The following is a 24,685-nucleotide window of genomic DNA, read 5'->3' as shown; positions in this document are numbered from 1 at the left end:
GAGACATGAAAATGAATTTCATAAAAACAATAGAAGAAAAAGGTATTGAGGTACTCTCTCTCATAACCGCAGTCGCGATATGGCAGATTGTGGCAGATAAGGTCGTGCATGACACGTTTCTTCTGCCAAGTTTTTATGATGTAATGAGAGCTTTCTTTACCATAGTGAAAAGTGGACTAATTTTTACGGATATATTGACAAGTTTACTTCACTTTTCAATTGGCATTGTTGCTGCGTTTATAATTGGAATTCCTCTTGGAATATCTATGGGATGGTTCAAAAAAGCAAATCAGGCAATTGACCCTATAATTGAGATATTGCGTCCTATTCCTCCTCTTGCCTGGATCCCATTTGCAATCGTGTGGTTTGGGCTTACACATCAGGCTGCAGGTTTTGTCATATTTATAGGAATGATCTTTCCTATTATTATCAATACGTATACAGGTTTCAAAAGTGTGCCGAAAGTTTACGTCGAAGCGGCAAAGGTTCTTGGTTGTACCCGAAATATAGATCTCATACGTTTTATTGCGATCCCCTCAGCTATGCCTTCAATTGTTTCAGGAATAAGAGTTGCCATGGGTGTAGGCTGGATGTGTCTTGTTGCTGCAGAGATGTTCGGAGTCAGCGATAGGGGACTTGGATACCAGATCTGGCACTATTATTACCTGCACAGAATGGATGTTGTACTCGTTTACATGCTCATATTGGGGTTCATGGGTCTATTAATTGACCGTTTCTTCAGGTATTATGTAGACGCAAAACTACTGAGATGGACATCAGGAACTGTGGTATAAGATGGGCAGAGTAAATGTAAAAAATGTTTCACGTATCTTTACTAAAAAAGAAGATAATGGTAGTATGGAAGCTCTACACCAAGTGAGCTTTGATGTTGAAGATGGGGAGTTTATCTGCCTTCTGGGGCCCTCTGGCTGTGGAAAAACCACTCTGCTCCGTATAATTGCAGGGCTTGAAACCCAGACTTCAGGAGAAATTACACTCAATGGAGTTCCTATAACGGGCCCGGACCCTAAAAGAGGAATGGTGTTTCAGCAATATTCATTATTTCCCTGGAGAACAGTTATCGATAATATTACTTTTGGGCTTGAAATGCAGGGAATCAGTAAGACTGAAGCCAGGAAGCAGGTGGAGAAATATATAGACCTTGTGGGCCTGGAGCAGTTCAAAAGCAGTTACCCATATGAGCTTTCCGGAGGTATGCAACAGCGTGCAGCCATTGCACGAGCCCTTGCCAATGAACCCGAAGTCCTTCTTATGGACGAGCCTTTTGGAGCCCTGGATGCCCAAACTAGAAATATCCTCCAGGATGAACTCCTGAAGATATGGGAACAAAAACATGTGACATTCCTTTTCGTAACTCATAGTGTGGATGAAGCAGTTGTTCTCTCGGATAAGATAGTGGTCATGACCGCAAGACCGGGAAGAATAAAAGAGATTGTAAAAGTAGACCTTCCTCGCCCACGCTCCAGGACAAGTCACGAGGTTAACCTTTTGAGGGATCGTGTCTTGAAACTTCTGGAAGAAGAAAGGTTCCACAGGTAAAGTACCAGGTAAAGTACTATTTTGAAAAAACTAAGTAAATCTACAGTGCTAAAGGCAGAGAATAAGAAAGAGAAAAAAGATATGAAGAGAGAATCAAAGCTGCGCTGGCGCACCCCGCTGCAAGCAACGGGGTATGTTCGCGCCACCGCTCAAAATTCCGTTAAAGGAAGTAATAACCCCAAACTGTTTGGTTTGATCAGAAGTTAACAACCGAAAATGAAATTGATAAATTATATAGTCATCAACGGTTACCGGGGAAGTTTCCATCCCCGCAGCAAGCTAGCGGGGTATTCGACTGAAATAAAAGGGGAAAAAACTGAGAAAAAAGAATAAGAAAGAGAAAGAACTGAGAAAAAGAGAATAAGAAAGAGAATAAAAGTTAAATACTTGTTGGAAAAACCCGATTATTCTTCAGCCCGAATAATCACTTTCGTTAACGGCTCTACTTTCCTGACAAGAGCTTTTCCAACAATTTCAAGCGTACCATCTGCTTTTACGGAGTCAATAACGCACCCCGGCCTGACGCGGATATCCCCATGGCAGGCTGCGGCGCTTATTTTGGCTTTATCGAGAAGGACAAGCTCAGAAATTGTTTCTATGTTACCCAGAATTTTTGCCTTTGAACAGACAAGAGCACTTCTGGCTTTTACATTGCCTCTAACAACCGAACCTTTTCCGAGTTCAAGCCTGCCAGTTACTGTGAGGTTCTTCCAAAACTTCACTTCTTGCCCGACAATTACATTGCCATCCAGAGTAAGATCCTCATCAAGAAAAGCTTGTTTTTCAATAACGTAAGTATTGGACCTGGGGTGGTACTTGATAAAACTAATCATTGGAAATCACTCCGGGCTACTCTCCCGGTTATAGATATAAAGTAAACACTTATTCTGCAAGGCATTTACAAAAATTTGTTAATTGAATTTTCAAAGTATGATTGAATATCTATTATTTAACAGCATCGAATGTTCACTATCAGACGCCATGAACAAGTAACTAAAGCATAAACTACATGCTAAAAAATAAGCGAAAAATAAATCCTATCAAAGTAAACTGAGAAACATAACCACATCAAAAATAAGCTGAAAAGGAAATAACAGGATAAAAGTACCGATAAAAGTAAAATGCGAATTATAAGAAAAATAATTCCGGTAATAAAGTATCCGGAGAGTAATTAATGTATGTGAATGGAAAAGAGACTGAAGAATTAGATATAGATATCATTTTTCAGTCTCGGTTTTTCTCGTTTGAAATGATCCTGCTTATTCAACGAGGCTGGCGAAACCGTATTTGGGAAGAACCCTTTCGATTTTAATCCGGACGTTATCGTCAACTTTAGTGCCTGGGACAAAGATAACAAAACCTTCAATACGAGCAATGCCATCTCCCTGACGAGCGATGTCCTGGATAGTCACATCGTAAACTTCGCCTTCTTCAACAGGAACAGAGCTACTTTCGTCTCTGAACATGAAAACCATTCCTAATGACTTAAATTGAAGTTGATATGATTTATTTCCTGTATTTACTCGACAACGCTTGCAAATGCAAACTTGGGAAGAACTCTTTCGACTTTAATCCGGACTTCGTCTCCAACTTTGGTGCCCGGGACAAAGATAACAAAACCTTCAATACGTGCGATGCCGTCTCCCTGACGAGCAATGTCCTGAATTGTTACATCGTAAACTTCGCCCTCTTCGACAGGGACTGAGCGACTTTCTTCTCTGAACATGAAAACCATTCCTTTAACTTACTGAATTTAACGTGGTAACTTTATTTTCCTGCATTTACTCGACAACGCTTGCAAATGCAAACTTGGGAAGTACTCTCTCGACTTTAATCCGAACCTCGTCACCAACTTTGGTGCCCGGGACAAAGACTACAAAACCCTCAATGCGAGCGATGCCGTCTCCCTGACGAGCAATGTCCTGAATTGTTACATCGTAAACTTCGCCCTCTTCGACAGGGACTGAGCGACTTTCTTCTCTAAACATTAAAACCATTCCTTTAATTTACTTTCAACGTGATTCTTTATTTCCCACATTTACTCGACAATGCTTGCAAATGCAAATTTGGGAAGTACTCTTTCGATCTTAATCTGGACTTCATCGCCAACACTCGTATTCGGGACAAAAACCACAAAACCTTCGATACGGGCAATGCCGTCTCCCTGGCGAGCAATATCCTGAATAGTGACATCGTAGGTTTCGCCCTCTTCAATGGGCACAGGAGCACGTTCATCTTTAAACATTACATTCATTCCTTTAACTTCTATTAATTAGCTTAAGAAAGCTCTATCGACAGAAAAGAGTAAAAGCAGTACTTAACAAACCAAACTTGAAAACCCAAATTCAGGAAGTACACATTCTACTTAATCTATTTTCTACTTAATCTATTTGATTAACTGATCCCCAACAGAGCTTCGGATAAGTCAATTAATTGGTCATACTCATATTCGCTTGTATATAACGTTTTGCTTTCTTGTCTGTGAAAAAAGAAAAATAATGAAGTTTAAAAAACGTTCAATCCCTAGTTATAAAACTTCTGATTTCTAATTTCAAAGATACGCAAATAAGGACAATTCATTAAAAAAATAAAATTACTCTGAATAAAAAAATATTTCTCTATTAAATGTAAAGATTTCTGAGGAAGAGTTTTTTCAAAGAAAGCCCGAGTAAACTTTATAAGTTAGGGTTCAATTTCGAAAAGATTAGAAGGATAATGGATTATACCGAAACCTATAAATAATTAAAACTCCATTGTGAGAATCGTTCGCTCAATAAGGATAACAATGTGTGGGCCCGTAGCTTAGTCAGGCAGAGCGATGGACTCTTAATCCATAGGCCGGGGGTTCAAATCCCTTCGGGCCCGCTACCGTAATTTACTTTTGATAATTTTTTCCACTGATTTTGAGTATTATTTTACTTATTTTAGAAATTCTTTTATTGATTTTGGTATTATTTAACTAATTTTAGGCATACTCTTAGTAATTTGGTTATAAGCTGATCCTAAAACTCAAAATTGCTTCTCTAAGTACAAGATCCGCAATAACCAATAAATCTTCTAACCACAAAAATAATTTTAAAATTTTATTAATTTGAAAGTAAAATTAGTTTTGGGATAAGTTCCTTATTAAAATATCAGTTATATATTTAAAACGATTAATTGCTAAAAATCAGTAGTTGAAAACTGCTAAATAAACCTTAAATATATAAAATATCTCATAGGTGCAGCTCTAATGCCAAAAGTAAGCGTTGAAATTCCTCAAGAACTTCTGGATGACCTCAACAAGCATGTAGGAGATAATAAAAAATTTGTCAGTCAATCTGATGCTATCCGAACCGCTATTAGAAAAATGCTAGATATGATGGACGAGATCGATAGAAGGCATGGGAGACTCGAAAAGTAATTAAAAATTTGGAAACGGAAGTTGATTGTGAAAACCAATTAAAAAATCAATCATAAAATCAATTAAAAAATCAATTAAAAAAGCAAGCGGAAAAGTAGTCAGAAAAGTGATCAAAAACTAATTAAATTAAATTAAAAGAATAAAAATAAAAGAAAAAATAAAAACATTATAAAAGTACCCCTTTATTTCCACTGTGCTTTGATATCTGTCGACTATTTTTTAAGAAATCCAGGTTTATTGGATAGCTTCTACTGGAAGGAAAAACGAAGCCTGAGCTCTCAGGCTATGGCCTTTTAGGACATGAATTTTTAAAACAAATTTCATATAGAAGCTAATAAAAAGATAAGGATCAGAGAGATTCCCTGAAATCTTTTATACCCTGAGCTACATTGGAAAGCAAGATGAAAGCTATTTTCTGGTTAGGCCAGGAGCCTAGCCCGCAATCAGGACCTACATACTTTATCAGGTTGCCAAAACGCCTGTAGTACACCTTCAGCCTTTTAGTTATAGTAGCTGGGGTCTCAAGCCCGCTAACAATTTCTGGAAGATATTGTTGATCTTTCCAGACATTAGTACAGTACTTTTCACTAATGATTCCTGCCAGTGTGTAGATGTCAGTTCTTGCAATCCCAAGCCTCAGGAAAGAGTCCGTATCCTCCAGAGTTTTCTTGTCTATCAATTCCAGATAAGAGGGCGTGCCTGCGGATTCTACTCCTATGACGTTTATTGTGGGGACTTGACAGGCAAGGTTATAGTAGAGAGGAGAATGAAGGTGAATCTGTACATCGGCTCCCCACTTGCTGGCAGCTTTTGAAGCGCTGGTAAGAGCAGAAATAATATCGTTCTCATCAAAAGCAAGCTCAGGGTTCAGCCCTATACTTGGTTCATCAATAGAAACTGTTGCAATTTTGAAATTTTTTGCAGATCTCATGGAATTTCTTACAAAATTATTCACGCTTTTTGCAAAAAGAGAATAGATATCCGTATACCGTGTACCTCCGAATTCCTTCAGATAAAGTTCAGTTGGACCTGTAACACAGACCCGAACCTTGAGTGTCTCTCCGACTCTTTCCTTATAGGCTTTTGCAACCTTCTCTATAGCCTCAAGCTCCTCAATCCTGGAGCACTCAAGTTTTACCTCAAATGGGCTGTCACAGCAACTAGAGTCTCGAATAACCCTCAGGAACTGCTCATTCATATCCTGATACTGAGGATAGGTAGGAATATCAACACCTGCATCTACTTTTTGCTGAAAGGCGTCATTGATTACCGTAAAGAGTTTCTCATCTTCGGTTCTCGTTTTAAAGGCATTTTGGACCCATTCCTTACTGATTCCTTCAGGAAGGGGATAACTCCCAATATCGTCAAAGATGATTTCTTCCATATCCTCTTAGTAGACCTGTAAGGATTTAGCGTTATTGGAAAGACAGAATAAATATAAAAAAAGAGACCTTTTGGGAAAATTTAAATTTCGTCCGGTTATTCGATCACTTGAAAATTAGAAGGGTTTACTCTTCTCGTTTTTCCTTCTCTGCATTAAACTTGTTAATGCCTTTTGCGGTATTCTCAAGAAGTTTGAAGGCAAGTTCCTGATCCGGCCAGAAAGCCAGCCCACAGTCCGGACTTGCATACTTTATCCGGTCTCCAAGGATAGAATAAGCTGTTTCAAGCCTCTTTTTAACTACATCGGGAGTTTCCAGGTCAGTAACGATTTTTTGCATGTACTCCTTTTCCTTCCAGACATTGACCCCATAATTTTCGTTGATAATACCTACAAGACTGGAAATATCGGTTCTCGAAACTCCGAGCCTGACATAAGTATTTGAATCTTCAAGCACTTTTTTATCCAGAAGGTTAAGGTAAGAAGGAGTTGCCGCATACTCAAAACCGATGACATTAATTGGGGTCTCGCAGACAAGTTTGTATTTTAACGGTGAATGCAGATGAATTTCCACATCAGCTCCCTGTTTACGGGCGTAGGTAGAAGCGACTGTGAGAGCAGAGATTATATTGGCGTCAGAAAACTGGATTCTGTCATTTATCCCGAGGCTTGGCTCATCCAGAGCTATGACCTTTATTTTGAAATTTTTCGCAGCTACAAATGCCTGTTTTATAAAATCTTCAATATCCAGTGCAAGGATATGATAAGCGTCCACATAACCCGTTGCCCCGAAGGCCTGGAGGTAGAGGTCTATTGGGCCTGCAATACAAACCCTGACTTCAAGCGTTTTTCCTGTCTCTTCCCTGTACTGTTTTGCAACCTCGTCAATTATCTCCAGCTCAAGGATCTTTGCATTTTCCTCTTTCAGTACATAAGGCTCATAACAGTTCTTTTCATCTTTAATAATGTCCAGAAATTGTCCTATCATATCCCTGAACTGAGGATAAGTGGGTACATGTACTCCCACATCGATTTTCCTCTGGAAAGCATTCCTTACCATAGAAAAAAGTTTCTCGTCTTCATCCCGGTTTTCAGCCGCAGTTTCTACCCATTCCCTTGTAATACCTTCAGGCATAGGAAGGCTGCCTCCATCAATAAAAGTAATGTCCTGCATGCCTGTTATGTAAGACAGTATCAAGTATTATAAGTATTGGAATTGATTTGAGTTAAAAAGTTTAAAATAAAGAATTCAAAGTAAAGAAGTAAAAGTAAAGGAGAAAAGCCGATTTTATTTATAGATATCCCGTCGGTGCCCAATTTTAAGCACGAGTATTTTCAAGCAGCTGCCCTGAATCTCCAGGATTACTCTATAATCACCGACCCTCAAACGGTAATTTGGAGACCCGACTAATTTTGTTACATAGCGAAACGGATCCTCTTTCAGCTCAGAGACCTTATGAAAAATGCGTTTTGCCAGCTGATGATCGAGTTTTCTGAGCTGATTGACCGCAGGTTCAGACCAGATGATTTGGTAGTGCATCAAAATCTCGCTCTTAGAACCAGCTTCTTAGAAACCTATCTCTTTTTTTAAATCTTCATGTGTTATGTACCTGCCTTCCTTAACAGCTTTTCGGGCAAGTTCGATTTCTTTTTTCGTTTCCTCATTTAGTTCCTGGACTTCTTCCAGTAACCGCTCAAGTACCTCGTTGTAAGTTTCCCGCTTATAGATCTTCATTTTTTCAAGAGCTTCTTTAGTGCTCTGTTTCACTTGAATGGTTGTTGTCTCAGCCATGTTTTACTTTATACAGAGAGATTTACTTATAGTTTGTTATAATCAGTTATAACAAACTATAGCGAGAAATTGACATAAATATAAATCGATTAGAGTGGATAATAAAATACTGAAGATTCTCAAGTACAGTTAACGAAATTGAGTTAACGAAATTGGAAATGAAATCTTGACTCATTTTTCTTCAGTTTCAAGATCTTCATCTTCATCTTCCAATTCAAGTTCTGTCTGCAACTTAGATTCTTTTTTCTCTAAGACTTTCAAAACAGCAGAAACAGGGACAATTAACCCATTGATCATTACGAGCTCATTAAAAGGATTATCCTTTTGCACCCTTTCTGTGGAGAACTCCTCATTAAAATATCTCATTTTGAACATATCGCGTATTTTCTTTGCTTTCTGGGAGACTGTGCTCTGGCTTGCCCCAAAATAATCACAGAGATCAGTAGCACTTACGTAGGGCTCGAAACTTCTATCAAAAAGAAAGTTGATCTGCCCAAGCGCATAAACCACTGCAGCAGCCCAAATTTCTAACCTTCCTGAAAGAAAAGGTACCTGCCTTTTCCGGCTCATTTTATTGATTAGTTTTTGACACAGCATTTTATAGTCTTCATCAAGGTAGCTATCTGCAAATCCGTCTGTCATCTGGATAAGAGTGTCTTTCTTTTGTTGCACAAGTTCGCGGTCGCTCATAGTTTATCTTCTAGATATAATTATAGATATACTTTACAGTTTTTCAAAACCCAAAAGAAAATTCAGTTCTCATCGAATTCCATAGAAAGCATAGAACAGGCCCAGGTCCGATGTGTCTTCCGCCCGAAAAACTCTCAAACAGAGTTTTCCGGGTTTAATCCCGGTAATAATAAAGAAATTATTCAGAATTTCAGAATAATCTTTAACAGGATGAGCCCAACCGTTGAGATATTCTTCAAAATAATAAATCGCTTCTTCATACCCCGAATAGGTTTTAGAACTCAGGCGGGCTTGCTGTTCAGACAGGAACTCCTTCAGAATTCCACGAATTGATCTATTGACTGTTGTTTTCATTTTATCGACCTTACAGCTCTTTTCTTTGATATTCGATTTCGTTAAAAAATCCCCGGAAATATTCAATAATTCCGGAAAGTGCTGAGATTTTCAATAAGGACAGCGGGAAGAAACTCCCTCTACATATACTATCTGCCAGAAGTCCCCGACTTTTACTATTCCGAAATTAAGGTACCAGCCTACCTTTGCCAGCGAACTCACCTCTTCCGAAACCTTAACAGGCCCGATTTCTCTGTAAGGATCCAGATAATCCTCTACCCATAACTTTCCGGGTTCGACCCTCTTTATCTCAAAATCTCCCCCTTTCCACTCTGAACTCTCTTCAGCCTGATGTGCATCTACATAATCGCAGAGCAAACTGCCAAATTTCTGAACCTGAGAAGCAGTCTTTTTCCCCTTTTTTCTTATATTCCCGACAATCTCAGCAAATTCACTATAATGCTCTGGATCAAGGTACTCTTTTTCATAAGCCCAGGACAGGAATTTGCGGAAAAAACGCCGCGAAGTTTCAACGAAAGCTGCACTCCCTCCAAAATCATTAATCAGATAATCCTCAAGGAAATATTCAATATATAAAGGCGCAATATACGCAAGGTCAAAAACCTGGCAGTATTCTTTATGCTCGTTTTTCTGCTTCTCTTTATAGAGCTCCTGATCCTCTTCATAAAGGTCATCAAAAGCACAAACGTCAAGATACTCCTCAAAAAGAGAGATTAAATTTTCATATTCCTGATAAGTCCTGGGACTCAGCTCTCTTTTTTGCTCTTCTAAAAATTCCAGAAAAGCTTCATCTATCGTCTTCATGGTAGTTCTAAAAGATGATTGTTTTTCCAATTTTTCAAGATTTTGCCCTGCTTTTGAGAGTTTCCGGCCTACACCACTTTCACAGAAGAAAGAACCTCTAAAGGTTTGATAAATAAACAAAATAAATGAAATCAGCAGAACTAACGGGATTAACAGAATAAGCAAAAAAAGGAAAAGGATTGCCTGAAAACAAGCTTCTCAGGCCTCTATTCCAGAAAAAGGTTCTTCTAATACATATCTCTCTTCAAAACATTTTCTGGTATCTCTCAATCCTCAAAGATTCAATGAGTCTGAATAATTGCAACTGATTTTACACGACATTTTTATTGATAATGCGGCATCAGTACCTTTTTTTATACTTCCTGAGAACCTCGCTGTTTACTTCAAAAGCTTTCTCGTCAATGTAACCCTTTTCCTGAGCCCATTCAAAGAATTTTTCAAGGACTTTTGCAGCTGTACCCGTGAATTTTTTGCCTCCTCCTACCTCAACTACATAATCATCGAGGAATTCCTTAATTCCTGACGGAATGAGATGCTCAGGGCCGAAAATATCGCAGTATCTCTTGTTCTCGTGTTCGTGCCGGGCATTATAAAGTTCCCTATCTTCTTCAGAAAAAGAATCTTCTGCGCTGAATTCAAGGAATTCCTCATAAAGAAGGATCACATCTTCAAGATCCAGGAAAGCATCCGGTTTCAAGCTGGCTTCCTGTTCATTCAAGAACATCCGAAAAGCTTCATTTATCGTGGTCATAATATCCTGCAGCAGTAGTTGTAATTATCTTTTTTGCTGCAAAAGATTTTATATTTTTCTCAAAGCTGTTTGCACAGGAGTATATGTTTATCAATAGCCAGTATCTCCAGGAGGCTCACAGACAGCCTCAAACCCACTTCAAAACAGAAAAGTAAAAAAGAAAGATTGAGAGAGTATGTTGATGAGGCAGACAAGACGGACAATAATGGGATCAAAGAGAGTTAAAGAAGACTCTTATCGAAAACCAGACGATGACTAGCAGATCTTATTCGAACTTCAAGTAAATGAAAGAAACTGGTATCCTTCTTACAATTCCGAATCTTCAGGAACGAACAAAAGTCCCTATCTGGAAGTTTGAGTAGACACTTTAGAGGCTAAAAGGTCATGGGAGATATATACTTTCCAAGTGGGGACAGGATTGGGCTGGTTAATCAGGGGAAAAGTTAAGGTGGCGTATTAAAATGGACGATGACGATTTTTTGTATCCATCGGATGACGAAGATAATTACTATTATTCAGATGACGAAGGCGTGGATGAGGAGGAAGTTGCTAGTCGGGAGTCGATCGAGACTCCTGAGAAACTGCTGAAGCAATGGAATAGCAAAGAGTATGCCCATATCATCGAATGTTTCCCTTCCCTCAAATACAATATACGATGTGCACAACTAGAGATATTGAAGAGGACAATAAAAGCACTCTATAACGGTAAGATGACAATTCTTATTCAGGCTCCAACCGGAGTTGGGAAGAGTGCTATAAGTTATACAGTTCTAGTATTTTCCGAGTATGGATATGTGTGCAGTTCCACAAAGGCTTTGCAGGAGCAGATTCTTGGTGATTATTCCGATCTTGTAAGAGCATATGGACGAGCAAATTTTACATGCCTTAGACGAGGAATCAACCCAAAAACCAAAAAACCCTATAACTGTGAACATGGAGCTTGTCAAGTACTCAAGGAATCCTGCCCGCTAAAACCAACATTTAAAAAAACTCCTTGGAAGGCGTATTTCTCAGTAAAAGATCACAAACAAAAGTATTGGCAAATTGATCCCAAAAAAACTAGAGTATGTCCATACTGGGAATCGAAAGCTACTGCCCTGAATAACTTCGCTGTGGTGCATAATTACTCCTATATTTTGGCAGAGGCGAATCATGCCCGTGAATTTACTACTCGACTTGTGCTAATTGGTGATGAAGCACATAATATAGAGTCGAAAATTATTGATTTTATCAAAATTCCAATCACGTTAGACCATCTCGATGTTATCAATAAATTTCTTGACGCTGATCAGAAAGTCCGATTCGTCAAGACAGACAAGGATATGCCAAATTTCACTAAGATGCGACTTTATGCTGCATGGGTCACGGATTTAAGCAATAAAATTCCAGTTGTTCAGGACAGGATTAAAGCCGAAGCAATGAAAGCAATGGATGAAAGAGAGGAACTTCAAACAAAGTTAGCTGAATGCGTAAAAAAGAAGGAAAAATGGCCGGAAGAAGAAAAACGTGACCTAGCAGAGAGGTTAGAGGCAAAAGAGATGAGACTTGAAGATCTCTTTGATATTCAGAACAAGATTGATAAGCTAATGAAAAGGCAGATAAATTTTTACCTGAAGGATATTGCAGTTCATCTTGAAAACTGGGTGGTCAAGGTAGAAGAGGATAAGTTATTTGGAATAAAACGCATTGAGTTCCAGCCAATTGAGATATCCCAGTACGCTAAAGGTCTGTACTTCCGTCTGGGAATAGTTAATATTTTACAGTCAGCTACTATTCTTGATCCTGTACGATTCTGTACCCGGTTAGGGCTTGATCCTAATCCTAACGTTACTGAGTATATAGAAATAGAACCTAATTTTCCGGTAGAAAACCATAAAATTTTCAACCTCAATTGGGCAGATTTTGGGCAGTGCAAAAATGAGACAACAGAGACAACAGAGACAGAAGAAGAATTAGAGGACTTTTACCGGAGAGTTATCGAGAGGATTGATATAATAATTGACCTTTTCCCAGATGAGAGGGGAATCATTCATGCAACTTCTTACCCGATTGCTGAATATTTTATGAAATATTCGAAGCACGCTAATTGGAGACTCACTTTTCACGGAAAGGAGGACCGAACAGAAAAACTCGAAGAACATAAAGAGAAAAAGGGATCAGTTTTAGTTTCTCCAAGTATGACCGAAGGAGTGGATCTAAAGGATGATTTGTCGAGATTCCAGATTTTGATAAAAATCCCGTTCCCTGATATGTCAGATGAGAGGGTAAAGGCGAGGATGGCAAAGGATACAGAAGGATATTACTATGAAACTGCTGTAACGCTGATTCAGTCGATTGGAAGATCGGTTCGATCTGAGAAAGACCATGCTATAACTTTCTGTCTTGATAACCGAATGCCAGGATTCATACGCCTGAATAGAAATATCATGGATCTCTATACTAGATATCTGTGCCCAACATGGGAAATCAAAAAGCTCGATAACCTGAAAGATAAGCCAGAAGTCGCAAAATTGCTAACTCAAAAAATTAAAAGACCGAAAAAAGAAGCGGAGAAATTAATGGATAAAAAGAAAAGAAAGTATTCAAAATTATTTTAATCTTTTCTCCTCTTTAAATTTTATCATTGTAGCACTTATCCACACCTTCCGAAGCTCCTTTATCTGATCCAAATGAGGAAGCCCTTCATAGGAGAAAGAGAAGGGAAGAAAAAAATTTCCCACATTCATGTTTCGTTTTTCTTAATTCTAATACCGATTATTTAGCATGAAAATGCTGCCATCAGCATGCATTTTCATATAGTTGTGCATGTTATTCAAGGAATATCATGTTTGTTTTCTATCTTTGTTCATTAACTTTCTTTTTATATTTTTATAGATTTAGCCTTTATTTACATGGATTCCGGAGCTGCAATTCCAAGCGTGTCAAGCGAGTTTGCAAGCACAATCCTTGCGCAGTTCACGAGAGCCAGTCTTGCAGCCCTGACTTTTTCGTCCTCAGCAGCAATTACAGGGACAAAGCGGTAGAACTGGTTAAAAGCATCGGCTAGTTCGCGGGCGTAGATTGCAAGTACATGAGGTTTGAGTTCACGGGCTGCAAGGTCGATTATACTGTCAAACAATGCTATCTTCTTGATGAGATCGATTTCGGTATCCTCAACAAGTAGAAAAGGCTCGATTTTTGCAGAGGGGTCCCAGGCAGCTTCTTCTTTTGCCTTCTCAAGAATACTGCAGGCACGGGCATGGGAGTACTGAATATAGGGAGCGCCCTGCTTCTCAAAGTCCAGAGCTTCTTTCCAGTTGAAAACCGTGGATTTTTCCGGAGAGACTCTTACTATATCGTACCTTACCGCACCAATTCCCACCATTTCAGCAACCTGTTTCTTGAACTCGCAAGAAGTCTCTGGACGGCGGGTTTCTACCTGTTCAAGGGCAGCTTCCGTAACCCTGTCAAAGAGATCATCCGCACTTATGAACTGCCCACGGCGAGTGCTCATTGAACCTTCAGGAAGGGAGACGAACTCGAAGATGACGACCTCAGGTTCTTTGATCCCAATTGCGTTCAGTGTAGCCCTGAGCTGGCCTGAGATCAGCTTGTGGTCAGCTCCGAAAACATCGATTATGCGATCTGCCTGTCCAGCTTTCCATTCATGGTAAGCAAGATCTCTGGTTGTGTAAAGAGAAGTGCCATTTGAACGCTGGATAACAAGGGTTTTTTTAAACCCGTAGTCAGAAAGGTCTACTACAAGAGCTCCTTTGTCTGTTTTAGTCCTTCCGGTTGCCTTGATCCGCTCGACGATATCATGTACTGCGCCGGATTTAAGGAAAGTGGATTCATTGACAAATTTATCATGGACAACATTTAAACGAAGCAGGGTCTCTTTGATTCCGGAAATCGCCAGGGAAACTGCGTTATTGAAACTGTCAATTGTCCTGACATCCCCAGCTTCTACCTTTTCCATAAGGGCATCGATTTCCTTTACATACTCCGGATTTTTATCCAGTTCGGCATTGGCTTTGATATACACATCAGCAATGGCAGAATCGGGTTTTTTTGAAAGGTCAAGCTCAAAACGTTCACATGCCCAGGAAACTACTGCAATCTGACGTCCCATATCATTGACATAATACTGTACCTCCACACTGTATCCTGCACGCCTGAGAATACGGGCAAGAGTATCTCCGATAATAGAATTTCGGATGTGCCCTACATGCAGGGGGCCATTAGGATTTGCTGAGGTGTGCTCAAGCAAAATTTTATCCTTTGGGACTCCACAGCCAAATTTCTCCTTTTCTTCAAGAACTGTAGTAACCGTTCTGTCCAGATAGAGCCTGCTTGCATGGAAGTTAATGTAAGGGCCAGAAGCACTTACGTTTCCTATGCACGAACCATCAGGAATTTCGACTGCGGAAACGATACGAGTTGCAAGTTCTTTCGGGTTTTGCTTGTACAGACCTGCCAGTCTGAAAGCAGCCCTGCTTGCGAGGTCAGCGTAAGAAGAGGTTTCGAAATAAAGTTCGGAATCTTCAATTTCAAGTCCGGCCTTTTGGATAGCGCCTTTTAAGATTGATGTAGCCTGAGCTTTTAATTCCAGGAACAAGATAAATCACCTATGAAAACTACGAAAACAACGGAATAACCTTAAATTACTGAGTTTAATTCACTAGCTTTAATTTACTAAGTTTAATTTACTAAGTAACTGTCACAAAACAGATTAGGCAAACTTTTCATAAAGTTAATTTTTAATTGGTGATAATGATCTTGAAAATCAAGGCATCCAATCGAAACTTATACATAGTTTGTTCTGTGACGACTCCTAAGTTTAATTTACTAAGTTTAATTTCTAAAGTTTGACTTAATAAATTTAATTTCTAAAGTTTGACTTAATAAATTTAATTGAGCAATTTTAATTCACTAAACTTAATTCACTAAACTTAATTCACTAAGTTTAATTGAGCAATTTTAATTCACTAAACTTAATTCACTAAATTAATTCAACTGTATTAGTTTGTTTTTTGATTAAGTTATTTTAATTTACCAATTTTAATCCAGTGATCTAATGACGGTTTAATTAAAAAAGTATTGGATGAAATTATTGGTTGAAAAATGTTGGGAGAAGTATTTGCTAGGAGTCTGGATGAAATCAGACTCCAGTACTGTACCTGAGAACTGCAGCAATGCCTCCAAAAGCGTTCATAAGTTGTGACCCTTCGTCAAAATCAGTAGATACGAAAACAACTTTTGCGTTGCTTTTGTCAGCAAGGGCTGAAAGCTCGTCAACAATGTCAGTAACATCCGTAACTTCAAGGGAAGATCCGCAGTTTGGACAGTTACCCGCTGTAGGAGCAGATTCTCCAGGTTTCCATCGTCGTGTCCACTTATTTTCATATCCGCAAACACTGCAATTAGTGGTTACCCTTTCAGCCCGCAGATCTTCGGAAAGCAGAAGCATGTCCACAGCATTGATTTCAAGGTTTGCCCTAACCTGTGTTTCTCCATAGGCTACTTTGCCTGAGTCGGAGATAAGTTCTTTGAAGAAGGCCCTGACAGCGTTCTTCTCCCCCATGAGCTCAAGGTCCTGTAACTTATCTCCGGCAGCATTCACAAGTTCCGAAAGCCCGGATTCATCAGTATAAGCCGTATCAAAGAGCCCAAGGATCTTTTTCCTAAGCTCGTGATGCAGAAACTCCCCGGCATAGAACTCTTCTTTTGTAGGAGAAGGCCCTCCTATCAGGATACCTTTGAGATCTTTAGGTTCAACGGCAAGGAAAATGTCACTTGCGGCATCTCCTATCCTCTTATAGAAATCATGGATAGCAATGAGCCTGAGCTGCTGAAAACGATGAGCGCTCTGACCGCCCTTTCTCTGCTTCCCCGGAACTGTTGAGGTCAGGTTGCGGAAGGCCTGGATCCGCTTTCCGACCAGAAGCCCTACCGTGGCTTCTCTGCGGTCAAGCACCAGAAGTCCAAACGTGCCCTTATCCTTGAGCATATCCTCCAGAGGCTCAAGATAGAAAGCGGAGTCGCAGTGATATTTATAAACAGTAATGGGTTCAGGAGGAATAATTACTTCGCTCTCCATGCTCGTCTTGTTGGCTCCAATATCCACGGCCCCTGTGAAATATACGATTCCGTTTTCAGGAACCTTGTCCAGGTATCTGAGCCTTGAAAGGAGAGATTCAATGGCCCCCTGTACATTAGTCCTGGTAAGTTTGGACTTGATATTTGCAGCCTGCCCATGTTCGTCTTTCAACTGGTTTGTAACGTCAAAAATTTGCTTGTCAGGAGGGATATAAATAGAGATAAGCTCGGTACTTCTTCCTTTTTTATCCCTCAGGCTTTCAAGCTTCTTTTTAAATTCGTACTTTTCGTGTGCAGATTGTTCAGTCATTTTAAATATTCCCCATGAAGATAGCAAAATTCTGATATTTCTTGTAAACTTGAGATGAATTCGTTATTGAATTTTGAATTACCTTTTTGATTTAGATTGATAAATTTAAGATGAATTAACTTGGGCTACTGAATAAGTTTGAACTGCTGAGTCTATCGAGGTTTTAAATTGGACTGGTTAGCATTTTTGAAACTTTCTATCAAATTTGAAAACATAGATAAGAATTTCAACTTTTATATTTAAGCGCGGTATCTTTGTAATTTTTATTATTTAGTCCAACGTTCGTTTAGCTTAACGGTTCGTTTAACAAGGGTGACAGAGGATTTGATAACGACAAATCATACAGCGAGTCCTATCTCACCGAAAGCTGAATGTAAAAATCGCTCTGAACACAAAAAACTTAGAGTAAGAATACGCCGCCAGGAAAAATGACACTATAAAACTCCGGGAAAAATATTCGGAAATCCCGGAAAAAAGCTAGCTCCTTTGCTGCGTAAACTTGTCCTGTTTCGTGCTCTATTGATATCACTAGATGTGAGACATAATTTTACTCAAACTGTATATGAATATAAAACTGAATAAATTCATGATGGAGTTATACCCTAAATGAAACCTGAGTTTATATTTGTTTCTATCACATTGACTTGTTTTATATATTCACAAACATATAAAAGTCTTTCTGTGCATCCAATTGGTTTACACTACTGGTACTAAAGATAAAAACGCGAATTTGATCAAGGTAGTGAACCTTTTTTGACAGGAGACTTTTTCCCGTCCTTTGATAACAGGACTACCCTGCTGATTTCAGATTCATCTGCGACTTTATACCCAAGATGTTTTGCAAGTTCCTGTGAGAACTCGATAACCTCTTCATGAGTAGGCATTGCAGAGCGATCAAGCCTGAGTCGTGAGAAGCCCAGATGCATATACGCTTTTATTTCCACAAAGTCAGGGGAGGCTTTTTCCATTAGCCTGGCATAAGCCTCAGGTTTGAACAGGTTTTCACCTTTCACAAGGGTGGTTCGGATAACTGTCCTTGATTTTTTCTGCTTCATCAGGGACAAAGATTCATTGATCTTTTCCCAGAGGACAGGCGACCTTGGCTGGCAGACTCTCAGGTAAGTCTCAAGGTCCGGCGCATCGAGACTCATGTATAACTGGGAAGGGGAAACCTTTGCAAGCATCTCGGGAATTGTGCCGTTTGTGACAAGAAAGGTCGTAAAACCTCTTTTTTCATACTCCTCGATAAGTTCCGGGAGATAAGGGTAAAAAGTTGGCTCTCCTGACAGGGAGATTGCAACATTGTTAGGCTCATTACCCTCAAGCCAGCGTTCCTTAAGTGCGTTCGGAGAACCTCCAAAGCCGGTGATTAACTTACGCTGGCAGACAATACTTTCTTCCACTATCCTCTCAGGTGAATCCCATTCCTCAGGTGCAGGAACAGGAACTTCAGTCGGACGCCAGCAGAAAAGGCAACGTTGATTGCACATAAGCGTTGGAGTCATCTGAAGACAGCGATGGGACTGCACTCCATAAAACTTAGATTTATAGCAGAAGCCCTGGTCATTCATAGCGTGCCTTAACCAGAGGCAGGTCTTAACAGCTGAGTGACTGCCTGCCAGGGCATAGCCCTGCTTTTTCAGGAGAGTTTTAAAATCAGGAATGTCAAAAGGAAGCAAAGCAGTATCTTCCTTCCTGTTTTCTTCCTGAAATCCCGAGAAATCTTCTACATAATTTTCCTTTTTTTCTTCCAGCGGCATTTTCCTCATATTAAATCTTTGTGGTATATATAAGGATCGGAAAATAATTTTGGAGAAAGCTTCAGTGATCCAGTTAAAATGCAGTGATCCAGTTAAAATGCAGTGATCCAGTTAAAATACAGTAACCCAGTTAAAATCGAATAAACTTTGGAAAAGTTTATAAAAATTAGTCAAAAGCAAGAATCTTTACATCGAAATTCTCTAGATCCACAATCGGAACCCTTGCAGGAACAGGCACTAGATTCACACGTTTCTGAAACTCTGTCTGGTCCTGCCAGGTTCCGGAATTGACCAGAAGGACATTTTTATAGCGCTGGACTCCCAGGGTATGGACGTGACCCGTATGAATAATATCAGGTACAGGGTCAATTATAAAGTAATCCTTTTTCTCAGGGGATATGGAAACTCTACTCCCATAGGTCGGAGCAAGATGCCTGCGTTTCAGCATCTCAAGGACTGCTCCCGAAGGCTCCTGATACGAGACTCCGGGGACACTCGCCACAAGATCGTCAATTGATCTGCCGTGGTAAATAAGAAGACGGACACCGTCAAGCTCCAGAAAAGCAGGGTTACCAACAAAAACAATATTCTCAGGGAAATATGCCTGAATATTTTCCGGTAAGGCAGGCTGGGGTTCTGCCTGGCGAACAGCATCGTGATTGCCTGGGCTTATTATAACACGAATGTGCTCGGGAATTTCCCTGAAATATTCTGCAGCCTTCTTATACTGTTCGTAGACATCCAGAATGTCAAGTTCCATTTCCTGATCAGGATAGATCCCTATCCCATCAACAATATCTCCTGCAACAACAAGATAACGAACACTGGCTGCAATTTCCCGCATATCATCTGAATCCGATTCTCCCTTCAAAAAGTCCAGGAAATCCAGCCAAGCATCTTCTAAAAACTTGGAACTGCCCACGTGCACATCCGAAATAAGTACAGCTTTCCCGTGGCTTCCGGTTCTGCGCTGAATATTATTCGGGACATCGGGTTGTATTAGCTTTGTTGCCAACATGAGGCTTCCGTCATTGGTTATCGAACCGGCCACCCCTATGACCTCATCAAGGAGAATTCCTGATGCAAGTTCAAAAAGCTCTTTATCGGAATTTCGAATAAGGACTGAAAAAGAACCTGTCGGGTCCTCCAGAGAAAGAATTTTATGGCCATTTGTTGTGCTGCTGATATCCGAAACCATACCTATAATCGAGATTTCCTCAGAACCTGCATCTCCCCCTCTGCGGAAGTTTCTTCTTTTCAAGCTTTCGATAGGGCGTGCGTTAATTCTCCCCCGAATAATCTCCGAAAGCCTGCTATATCTGTCCCTGAAATATTGTACAAATTGCATATATTCCCCGACACAGGTTGAGTGGCCTGTTATATCTGAGACTACGGTCACAGGATTTTTACCTGGGTAATGTTTGTACTCGTCCCTGGAACTCGAAAATATCCCTCTTTCAGAAGAGGAGGAAGATTGCTCTGCCCTGAAAATCCGATTTGAAGAAGAGAATGGAAGAGAGTTTTCCTGTCCGAAAAAGGGAGAATTTGATCTGTTTATAACCTGGGAGGAACGAGATAAGAAAGTCAGAGGCTCTGCCTTCACCGAAGAAAGGGAGTCTGAGGCAAGATAGGAGGCTGAAGTTTGGTCAGATGAAGTTACGCTTGATTTAGTGTCTAGAGTGTTTGGAGTATCTAGAGTGTTTGGAGTATCCAGAGTGTTTGGAGTATCCAGAGCTGGTTCATAAGCAATATCCTGAAGCATATCCTGAACTGAAACAGAATCTGGAACAGAATCTAGAACAGAATCTAGAACAGAATCTAGAACAGAGTCCTTAGATGATTTTATAATTGGGTCAGGAGCTGCAGTAACAATATCGGGCTTTAAAGAAAGAGTAGGCTTTGATAGGGAATCGGGCACTAAAAGAGAGTTAGGTTTGGAAGATGGATTGTCTGATCTGGAAGAAAGTATGGAAGCACTGGAAAAAATTTTCTTTTTTTCTGTACGGAAAACATGTACTTTATCTGAAATTGACTCACCTGCTGAAAAAGCAGCAAAGTCTTCAAGATCTATATGTTCGGTCCCTATGACAATAACAGAGTCATTTACAGTTGAAAGGACATATCTGAGTAGGGCTTCGGGAGAATTACTGGAACAAATAAGTTCTACAGCCTCAGGGCTGATCTGATACTCTTTTTCCATAACAACCCTTATAATATCCTTTCTGTCCATGATTCCAGCCTGACCTTTCGAAACTGACTTGAGTTCTTCTAAATTTTCATGCGATCTGGTACTATAACCAATCTCATTCAAGACTTGTAGAGACTAAATCAAAAGCCTGTTTAAAATATAAAAACTAATAAGATACGAAACTAATGTACTAAATTTAGTTTGTTATCATAGAGAAGAATTTATAAAATCTTTGTACGCTCGATAGATTACTTATAGTTATTAATTCCTATCTATTGTAGAATAGAGTACTAGTTCCTATGTAATGAAGGATGAGTATTATTCCTATGTAATGAAGAATGAGTATTATTCCTATGTAATGTAGAACAATTCTGTTCATCGTGTATTAAAAAACAATAAGAAACAACAAAAATTTTAAATAATCAATAAAAAAGACTCAGTACCAAAATCTAGTGATGAATGTAAAATTCAAAATCACTAGATTTTGTAATTGGTCACAATTCTTGTGATATAACTGAGGGATTGAAGTCTTTAGATATCGAATATTGATCTTGACGAAAACTGGAGTCTTCTTGCGAAATCAGATTTTCAATCAAAAAATGCAAAAATCACTAGATTTTGGAACAGAGTCATAAAAAATATTAAAAAATAGATAAATCAATTGACAGACTTAGTTGAAAAACGTCAATTGAAAACTAATATAAAGTAAAAACAAGTCTTCAGTATCATTGAGAAAGCTCAATAAATCAATTTTTTACTAACTTATATAAGTCAGAAAAATAGAATGTAGGGCTAAAATAGTTTTGCAGCTGCATTATACTCTGAAAATTGTAATAAGTCCCTGGGCAATAATATTTAGCCAGATAAGATTTCGAGTAGGACAAAATTGAATGGAATATAACACAGCACCCTAGCATCTATAAGAATAAAATCAAAAGAATAAAGGCTTAACATGAGCGAGATTAATAAGGAAAAAAGTGTCCAGGAACAAGAAAACACCTGGGTTTCCCTTGGAAAGGACTTGCTGTCTGTTGTAGCTGTCGTGATCATTTTTATGGTTATTTCCAAGCTGGCATTCGGACTCTGGACTCCGATGGTTGCGGTGGAGTCGGGGAGTATGGAACCGCATATGCAGATCGGAGATATTATTTTCATCAAAAGTATCGATAAAACGAACATTACCACGAACGAAGAAGGGAAAAACACAGACTATAAGTCCTTTGAAAATTACGGAAATGTGATTCTTTATCGCCCGTATGGAGAGGAAGGAGCAACTCCGATAATTCATAGGGCTATGTACAGAGTGGAAGCTGGAGAGCCGATGTGGAAAGACGGTCCACCTGCTCCTTATTCCGGTTATATTACTAAGGGAGATAATGTTATAACCAATAGTCACTATGACCAGGAAGGACAGATAAGTTATAATATGCCTGTAAAAGATGAATGGATTATAGGGACTGCGCAGTACAGAATTCCTTATCTGGGATATGTCAGACTGCTCTTCTCATGAATCGGATTCATGATTCATATATGACTCTCAACATATTTTTCTGAACCCCTGAATCAGTTTTTCTTTATTAACTGGTTTCAGGCACTCTGTTCTTTATTTCTTGCATCTCCAAGTATCTGGTTTGTATTTTTATCTTATTATATTCTTGGTTACGTAAATTCCTAGTTGCGTAAATTCCTGATTGAACAAACTTCTGATTGCGTAAGTTTTGGGCTTCAGCGTATTAGAGAGAACTCACATAAAGATAAAGAGTTTCAGGAAATCAAAAGAAGATTAATAAATCACAAAAGGTCTCAGTTACAGGAGACTAGAGGCAGCAATCTTTAAGGAAGCAATTCCAAAACAGATAAATAAGGGAAAGGAATGAGAAAAACACCAGGAAAATAATCTAAAAAACAGTTAAAAAGGTCAAAAACGATCAAAAAACAAGAAAAAATCAGAAAAAAGAAAAAGGCAACCAAAAACAATCAAGTACTATCAAAAACAATCAAAACCGAAGATAATTGAAGACAATCGAACTAGTACTGCGATTCCGAAATAGGCTCATAAAACTTGACTTTTGAATAGAACCTGAGATCATGAATTTTCCCAAGAAATAAAGAATCTATTTTGGAATCGAAACACTAGAATCAAATATTCAGAAATCATTGGAAAAATGAAACTTAATAAATTAAAAATCGGCAAAACCGAAACATCTGGAAACCTTCTTCTTGCGCCTATGGCAGATGTGACAAATCTGGCTTTCAGGCTGCTCTGCAGGCAGAATGGAGCTGACCTTACATATACTGAGATGATCAGCGCAGATGCCTTGCTCAATGAAAATCGAAAATCTATTCTCAAAGGGCTGTCGTCCCCTGAAGACCGACCTTTTGGAGTTCAGCTTGTAGGAAGTTCTCCTGAGAAACTGAGGGAAGCTGCACTTTTTATTGAAGACGAGTACAGACCTGAACTCATCGACGTGAATATGGGCTGCCCTGCAAAGCGAATTATAGGGACAGGATGCGGCTCGGCTCTTCTCAACTCCCAGAAACTTGTATATGAAATTATCTCTGAGCTAACCGGTGTGCTGAAGACTCCTGTAACTGCAAAAATCCGTATTCTGAGGAGTGAGGAAAAAACCCTCGAAATTGCACGCCTGATCGAAGAGGCTGGGGCTTCGGCCCTAACTGTACATGGCAGGAGAGCAGAGCAGATGTACTCCGGAAATTCAGACCTTACAGCAATAAGAACCGTTAAACAGGAACTTTCCATTCCAGTGATTGCAAACGGAGATATAAGGGATGAGGAATCTGCCGAAGCTGCACTTGATTTTACTGGCTGCGACGGGCTTATGATCGGCCGTGCAGCAATGGGAAATCCCTTTATCTTCAGAAGGATAAGGCATTATCTGGAAACCGGAGAAAGGCTGGAACTTGACAGACACGTTCGGCAATTGGAGGACTTTGAGAATTATATTGCCTTACTTGAAAAATATGGTCTCCAGACGTCTACAAATCTAAGAATGCATGCTCACTGGTTTACAAAAGGGTTGCGCGGCTCGCGGCAGATCAGGGAAAAGATTAATAATCTGAAAGATGGAAAGGCGATGATTGAGTTAATAAAGGATTTCTCTAGGGAGAAATATTAAAGTATCCCATATTTTTAGAGAGATGATTGTTTACGGTTATTATGCAATAAAAACGTATGCTTGAGACAGGTTAACCTGAGAATAACAGATATAATAAATTTAAAAAAATAATTGTAAATTAGAAATATATAAAGAATATATTTCAATTCACCGAAAACCTAATAATATTCTACACTATTATCCATGAACTATCAGGCATAAAACAGTGTGAACCTAGAATTAAAAATAAATCTTTCAATAATAATTATAATTCATGATATGAAAGAGATCCAGGTTAACAATTTACCATATAGGTTTTTGGATCCCCGACATGAATGTACATGTCACACTTATTATATTAGAATAATGCTTGAAGAAAGAGTCAGATGCTGTTATTGTTCTGACAAAGTAACAAATGCTGATTATGTCTGATAAAGTAAACAAATGCTGATTATGTCTGATAAAGTAAACGAATGCTGATTATGTCTGATAAAGTAA

At 39.2% G+C, this 24,685-nt stretch carries 24 protein-coding genes and 1 tRNA gene; 8 read left to right on the top strand and 17 right to left on the bottom strand.

The genetic code is table 11. The features are described from left to right. Positions 1-5 precede the first annotated feature (5 nt). Genes ASJ81_RS00480 through ASJ81_RS22440 form a run of 3 tightly spaced genes read left to right on the top strand, consistent with a single transcriptional unit; the run spans position 6 to position 1,767 of the window. A complete protein-coding gene (locus tag ASJ81_RS00480) occupies positions 6-794 on the top strand; it encodes an ABC transporter permease (RefSeq protein WP_095642745.1) in 789 nt (262 codons plus the stop codon). 1 nt (position 795) lies between these two features. Continuing rightward, on the top strand, positions 796-1,560 hold the full coding sequence (locus tag ASJ81_RS00475; RefSeq protein WP_095642744.1) for an ABC transporter ATP-binding protein: 765 nt from the start codon (positions 796-798) through the stop codon (positions 1,558-1,560). A gap of 21 nt (positions 1,561-1,581) precedes the next feature. After that, positions 1,582-1,767, top strand: coding sequence for a hypothetical protein (locus ASJ81_RS22440; protein WP_095642743.1), 186 nt, complete (start codon positions 1,582-1,584; stop codon positions 1,765-1,767). 197 nt (positions 1,768-1,964) lie between these two features. On the opposite strand, the gene ASJ81_RS00465 is transcribed toward ASJ81_RS22440, so the two are convergent. From ASJ81_RS00465 to ASJ81_RS00445, 5 genes are all read right to left on the bottom strand, one after another. Beyond that, a complete protein-coding gene (locus ASJ81_RS00465; RefSeq protein ID WP_095642742.1) occupies positions 1,965-2,393 on the bottom strand; it encodes a bactofilin family protein in 429 nt (142 codons plus the stop codon). Between the two features lie 426 nt (positions 2,394-2,819). After that, on the bottom strand, positions 2,820-3,026 hold the full coding sequence (locus tag ASJ81_RS00460; RefSeq protein WP_048109738.1) for a TRAM domain-containing protein: 207 nt from the start codon (positions 3,024-3,026) through the stop codon (positions 2,820-2,822). 53 nt (positions 3,027-3,079) lie between these two features. Next, positions 3,080-3,286 (bottom strand): TRAM domain-containing protein, encoded by a 207-nt coding sequence (locus ASJ81_RS00455; RefSeq protein WP_011033303.1) that lies wholly within the window; start codon positions 3,284-3,286, stop codon positions 3,080-3,082. 55 nt (positions 3,287-3,341) lie between these two features. Beyond that, positions 3,342-3,548 carry a TRAM domain-containing protein gene (locus ASJ81_RS00450; protein WP_011306043.1) on the bottom strand — a complete coding sequence of 69 codons (207 nt, stop codon included), beginning with the start codon at positions 3,546-3,548 and terminating at the stop codon, positions 3,342-3,344. A gap of 50 nt (positions 3,549-3,598) precedes the next feature. Then, a complete protein-coding gene (locus ASJ81_RS00445; protein ID WP_048109740.1) occupies positions 3,599-3,805 on the bottom strand; it encodes a TRAM domain-containing protein in 207 nt (68 codons plus the stop codon). 546 nt (positions 3,806-4,351) lie between these two features. On the opposite strand from ASJ81_RS00445, the gene ASJ81_RS00440 reads away from it, so the two are divergent. Together ASJ81_RS00440 and ASJ81_RS00435 are read left to right on the top strand one after the other, a co-directional pair. Next, positions 4,352-4,425 (top strand) — tRNA-Lys (locus ASJ81_RS00440). Between the two features lie 367 nt (positions 4,426-4,792). After that, positions 4,793-4,963, top strand: a complete 171-nt coding sequence (locus ASJ81_RS00435) for a ribbon-helix-helix domain-containing protein (RefSeq protein ID WP_048109742.1) — start codon at positions 4,793-4,795, stop codon at positions 4,961-4,963. A gap of 349 nt (positions 4,964-5,312) precedes the next feature. Here ASJ81_RS00435 and ASJ81_RS00430 read toward each other — a convergent pair whose 3' ends face one another. The 8 genes from ASJ81_RS00430 to ASJ81_RS00395 form a co-directional block, all read right to left on the bottom strand. Continuing rightward, positions 5,313-6,347 carry a methionine synthase gene (locus tag ASJ81_RS00430; RefSeq protein ID WP_095642741.1) on the bottom strand — a complete coding sequence of 345 codons (1,035 nt, stop codon included), beginning with the start codon at positions 6,345-6,347 and terminating at the stop codon, positions 5,313-5,315. Positions 6,348-6,471: 124 nt separating this feature from the next. Next, on the bottom strand, positions 6,472-7,518 hold the full coding sequence (locus ASJ81_RS00425) for a methionine synthase (protein ID WP_095642740.1): 1,047 nt from the start codon (positions 7,516-7,518) through the stop codon (positions 6,472-6,474). Positions 7,519-7,632: 114 nt separating this feature from the next. Beyond that, positions 7,633-7,884 carry a type II toxin-antitoxin system RelE family toxin gene (locus ASJ81_RS00420; protein ID WP_095642739.1) on the bottom strand — a complete coding sequence of 84 codons (252 nt, stop codon included), beginning with the start codon at positions 7,882-7,884 and terminating at the stop codon, positions 7,633-7,635. A 27-nt stretch (positions 7,885-7,911) separates the two neighbouring features. Next, a complete protein-coding gene (locus ASJ81_RS00415; RefSeq protein WP_048109749.1) occupies positions 7,912-8,136 on the bottom strand; it encodes a DUF7557 family protein in 225 nt (74 codons plus the stop codon). Between the two features lie 171 nt (positions 8,137-8,307). Continuing rightward, positions 8,308-8,826, bottom strand: a complete 519-nt coding sequence (locus ASJ81_RS00410) for a DUF6398 domain-containing protein (RefSeq protein ID WP_095642738.1) — start codon at positions 8,824-8,826, stop codon at positions 8,308-8,310. Between the two features lie 69 nt (positions 8,827-8,895). Continuing rightward, positions 8,896-9,180 carry a hypothetical protein gene (locus ASJ81_RS00405; protein ID WP_095642737.1) on the bottom strand — a complete coding sequence of 95 codons (285 nt, stop codon included), beginning with the start codon at positions 9,178-9,180 and terminating at the stop codon, positions 8,896-8,898. Between the two features lie 90 nt (positions 9,181-9,270). Next, positions 9,271-9,984, bottom strand: a complete 714-nt coding sequence (locus ASJ81_RS00400) for a hypothetical protein (protein WP_141241545.1) — start codon at positions 9,982-9,984, stop codon at positions 9,271-9,273. A gap of 340 nt (positions 9,985-10,324) precedes the next feature. Further along, the gene (locus ASJ81_RS00395) at positions 10,325-10,735 is read right to left on the bottom strand and encodes a hypothetical protein (RefSeq protein WP_095642735.1); all 411 of its coding nucleotides are present in this window, start codon (positions 10,733-10,735) and stop codon (positions 10,325-10,327) included. Between the two features lie 461 nt (positions 10,736-11,196). Here ASJ81_RS00395 and ASJ81_RS00390 point away from each other — a divergent pair, with 461 nt between their 5' ends. Next, complete coding sequence (locus ASJ81_RS00390; protein ID WP_095642734.1) at positions 11,197-13,332, top strand: helicase C-terminal domain-containing protein; 2,136 nt, start codon at positions 11,197-11,199, stop codon at positions 13,330-13,332. 290 nt (positions 13,333-13,622) lie between these two features. On the opposite strand, the gene argS is transcribed toward ASJ81_RS00390, so the two are convergent. The 4 genes from argS to ASJ81_RS00370 all read right to left on the bottom strand — a co-directional run bounded on the left by argS (position 13,623) and on the right by ASJ81_RS00370 (position 21,113). Further along, the gene (gene argS, locus ASJ81_RS00385) at positions 13,623-15,332 is read right to left on the bottom strand and encodes an arginine--tRNA ligase (protein WP_095642733.1); all 1,710 of its coding nucleotides are present in this window, start codon (positions 15,330-15,332) and stop codon (positions 13,623-13,625) included. A 543-nt stretch (positions 15,333-15,875) separates the two neighbouring features. Further along, positions 15,876-17,123, bottom strand: a complete 1,248-nt coding sequence (prf1, locus tag ASJ81_RS00380; protein ID WP_095642732.1) for a peptide chain release factor aRF-1 — start codon at positions 17,121-17,123, stop codon at positions 15,876-15,878. A gap of 734 nt (positions 17,124-17,857) precedes the next feature. Beyond that, positions 17,858-18,883: a 4-demethylwyosine synthase TYW1 gene (gene twy1 / locus ASJ81_RS00375; protein ID WP_095642731.1), complete on the bottom strand. Its 1,026-nt coding sequence runs from the start codon at positions 18,881-18,883 to the stop codon at positions 17,858-17,860. Between the two features lie 166 nt (positions 18,884-19,049). Then, positions 19,050-21,113 carry a DNA-directed DNA polymerase II small subunit gene (locus ASJ81_RS00370; protein WP_095642730.1) on the bottom strand — a complete coding sequence of 688 codons (2,064 nt, stop codon included), beginning with the start codon at positions 21,111-21,113 and terminating at the stop codon, positions 19,050-19,052. A 910-nt stretch (positions 21,114-22,023) separates the two neighbouring features. Between ASJ81_RS00370 and ASJ81_RS00365 the strand changes: the two genes are divergently transcribed. Further along, the gene (locus ASJ81_RS00365) at positions 22,024-22,581 is read left to right on the top strand and encodes a signal peptidase I (protein WP_095642729.1); all 558 of its coding nucleotides are present in this window, start codon (positions 22,024-22,026) and stop codon (positions 22,579-22,581) included. A gap of 655 nt (positions 22,582-23,236) precedes the next feature. Continuing rightward, positions 23,237-24,208, top strand: a complete 972-nt coding sequence (dusB, locus tag ASJ81_RS00360; RefSeq protein ID WP_095642728.1) for a tRNA dihydrouridine synthase DusB — start codon at positions 23,237-23,239, stop codon at positions 24,206-24,208. Positions 24,209-24,685 lie beyond the last annotated feature (477 nt).

This window comes from Methanosarcina spelaei, assembly GCF_002287235.1.
Classification (GTDB): Archaea; Halobacteriota; Methanosarcinia; order Methanosarcinales; family Methanosarcinaceae; genus Methanosarcina; species Methanosarcina spelaei.
This window is presented reverse-complemented; position numbering and strand designations above follow the sequence as displayed.

Coding starts and splice junctions, on each gene's coding strand:
- ASJ81_RS00480 (WP_095642745.1), top strand. CDS start 6: ATGAAAATGAATTTCATAAAAACAATAGAAGAAAAAGGTATTGAGGTA.
- ASJ81_RS00465 (WP_095642742.1), bottom strand. CDS start 2,393: ATGATTAGTTTTATCAAGTACCACCCCAGGTCCAATACTTACGTTATT.
- ASJ81_RS00435 (WP_048109742.1), top strand. CDS start 4,793: ATGCCAAAAGTAAGCGTTGAAATTCCTCAAGAACTTCTGGATGACCTC.
- prf1 (WP_095642732.1), bottom strand. CDS start 17,123: ATGACTGAACAATCTGCACACGAAAAGTACGAATTTAAAAAGAAGCTT.
- ASJ81_RS00430 (WP_095642741.1), bottom strand. CDS start 6,347: ATGGAAGAAATCATCTTTGACGATATTGGGAGTTATCCCCTTCCTGAA.
- twy1 (WP_095642731.1), bottom strand. CDS start 18,883: ATGCCGCTGGAAGAAAAAAAGGAAAATTATGTAGAAGATTTCTCGGGA.
- ASJ81_RS00415 (WP_048109749.1), bottom strand. CDS start 8,136: ATGGCTGAGACAACAACCATTCAAGTGAAACAGAGCACTAAAGAAGCT.
- ASJ81_RS00405 (WP_095642737.1), bottom strand. CDS start 9,180: ATGAAAACAACAGTCAATAGATCAATTCGTGGAATTCTGAAGGAGTTC.
- ASJ81_RS00365 (WP_095642729.1), top strand. CDS start 22,024: ATGAGCGAGATTAATAAGGAAAAAAGTGTCCAGGAACAAGAAAACACC.
- ASJ81_RS00420 (WP_095642739.1), bottom strand. CDS start 7,884: ATGCACTACCAAATCATCTGGTCTGAACCTGCGGTCAATCAGCTCAGA.
- ASJ81_RS00400 (WP_141241545.1), bottom strand. CDS start 9,984: ATGAAGACGATAGATGAAGCTTTTCTGGAATTTTTAGAAGAGCAAAAA.
- ASJ81_RS00445 (WP_048109740.1), bottom strand. CDS start 3,805: ATGTTTAAAGATGAACGTGCTCCTGTGCCCATTGAAGAGGGCGAAACC.
- ASJ81_RS00410 (WP_095642738.1), bottom strand. CDS start 8,826: ATGAGCGACCGCGAACTTGTGCAACAAAAGAAAGACACTCTTATCCAG.
- ASJ81_RS00455 (WP_011033303.1), bottom strand. CDS start 3,286: ATGTTCAGAGAAGAAAGTCGCTCAGTCCCTGTCGAAGAGGGCGAAGTT.
- ASJ81_RS00460 (WP_048109738.1), bottom strand. CDS start 3,026: ATGTTCAGAGACGAAAGTAGCTCTGTTCCTGTTGAAGAAGGCGAAGTT.
- ASJ81_RS00450 (WP_011306043.1), bottom strand. CDS start 3,548: ATGTTTAGAGAAGAAAGTCGCTCAGTCCCTGTCGAAGAGGGCGAAGTT.
- ASJ81_RS00425 (WP_095642740.1), bottom strand. CDS start 7,518: ATGCAGGACATTACTTTTATTGATGGAGGCAGCCTTCCTATGCCTGAA.
- ASJ81_RS00390 (WP_095642734.1), top strand. CDS start 11,197: ATGGACGATGACGATTTTTTGTATCCATCGGATGACGAAGATAATTAC.
- ASJ81_RS00370 (WP_095642730.1), bottom strand. CDS start 21,113: ATGGACAGAAAGGATATTATAAGGGTTGTTATGGAAAAAGAGTATCAG.
- dusB (WP_095642728.1), top strand. CDS start 23,237: ATGAAACTTAATAAATTAAAAATCGGCAAAACCGAAACATCTGGAAAC.
- ASJ81_RS00475 (WP_095642744.1), top strand. CDS start 796: ATGGGCAGAGTAAATGTAAAAAATGTTTCACGTATCTTTACTAAAAAA.
- ASJ81_RS00395 (WP_095642735.1), bottom strand. CDS start 10,735: ATGACCACGATAAATGAAGCTTTTCGGATGTTCTTGAATGAACAGGAA.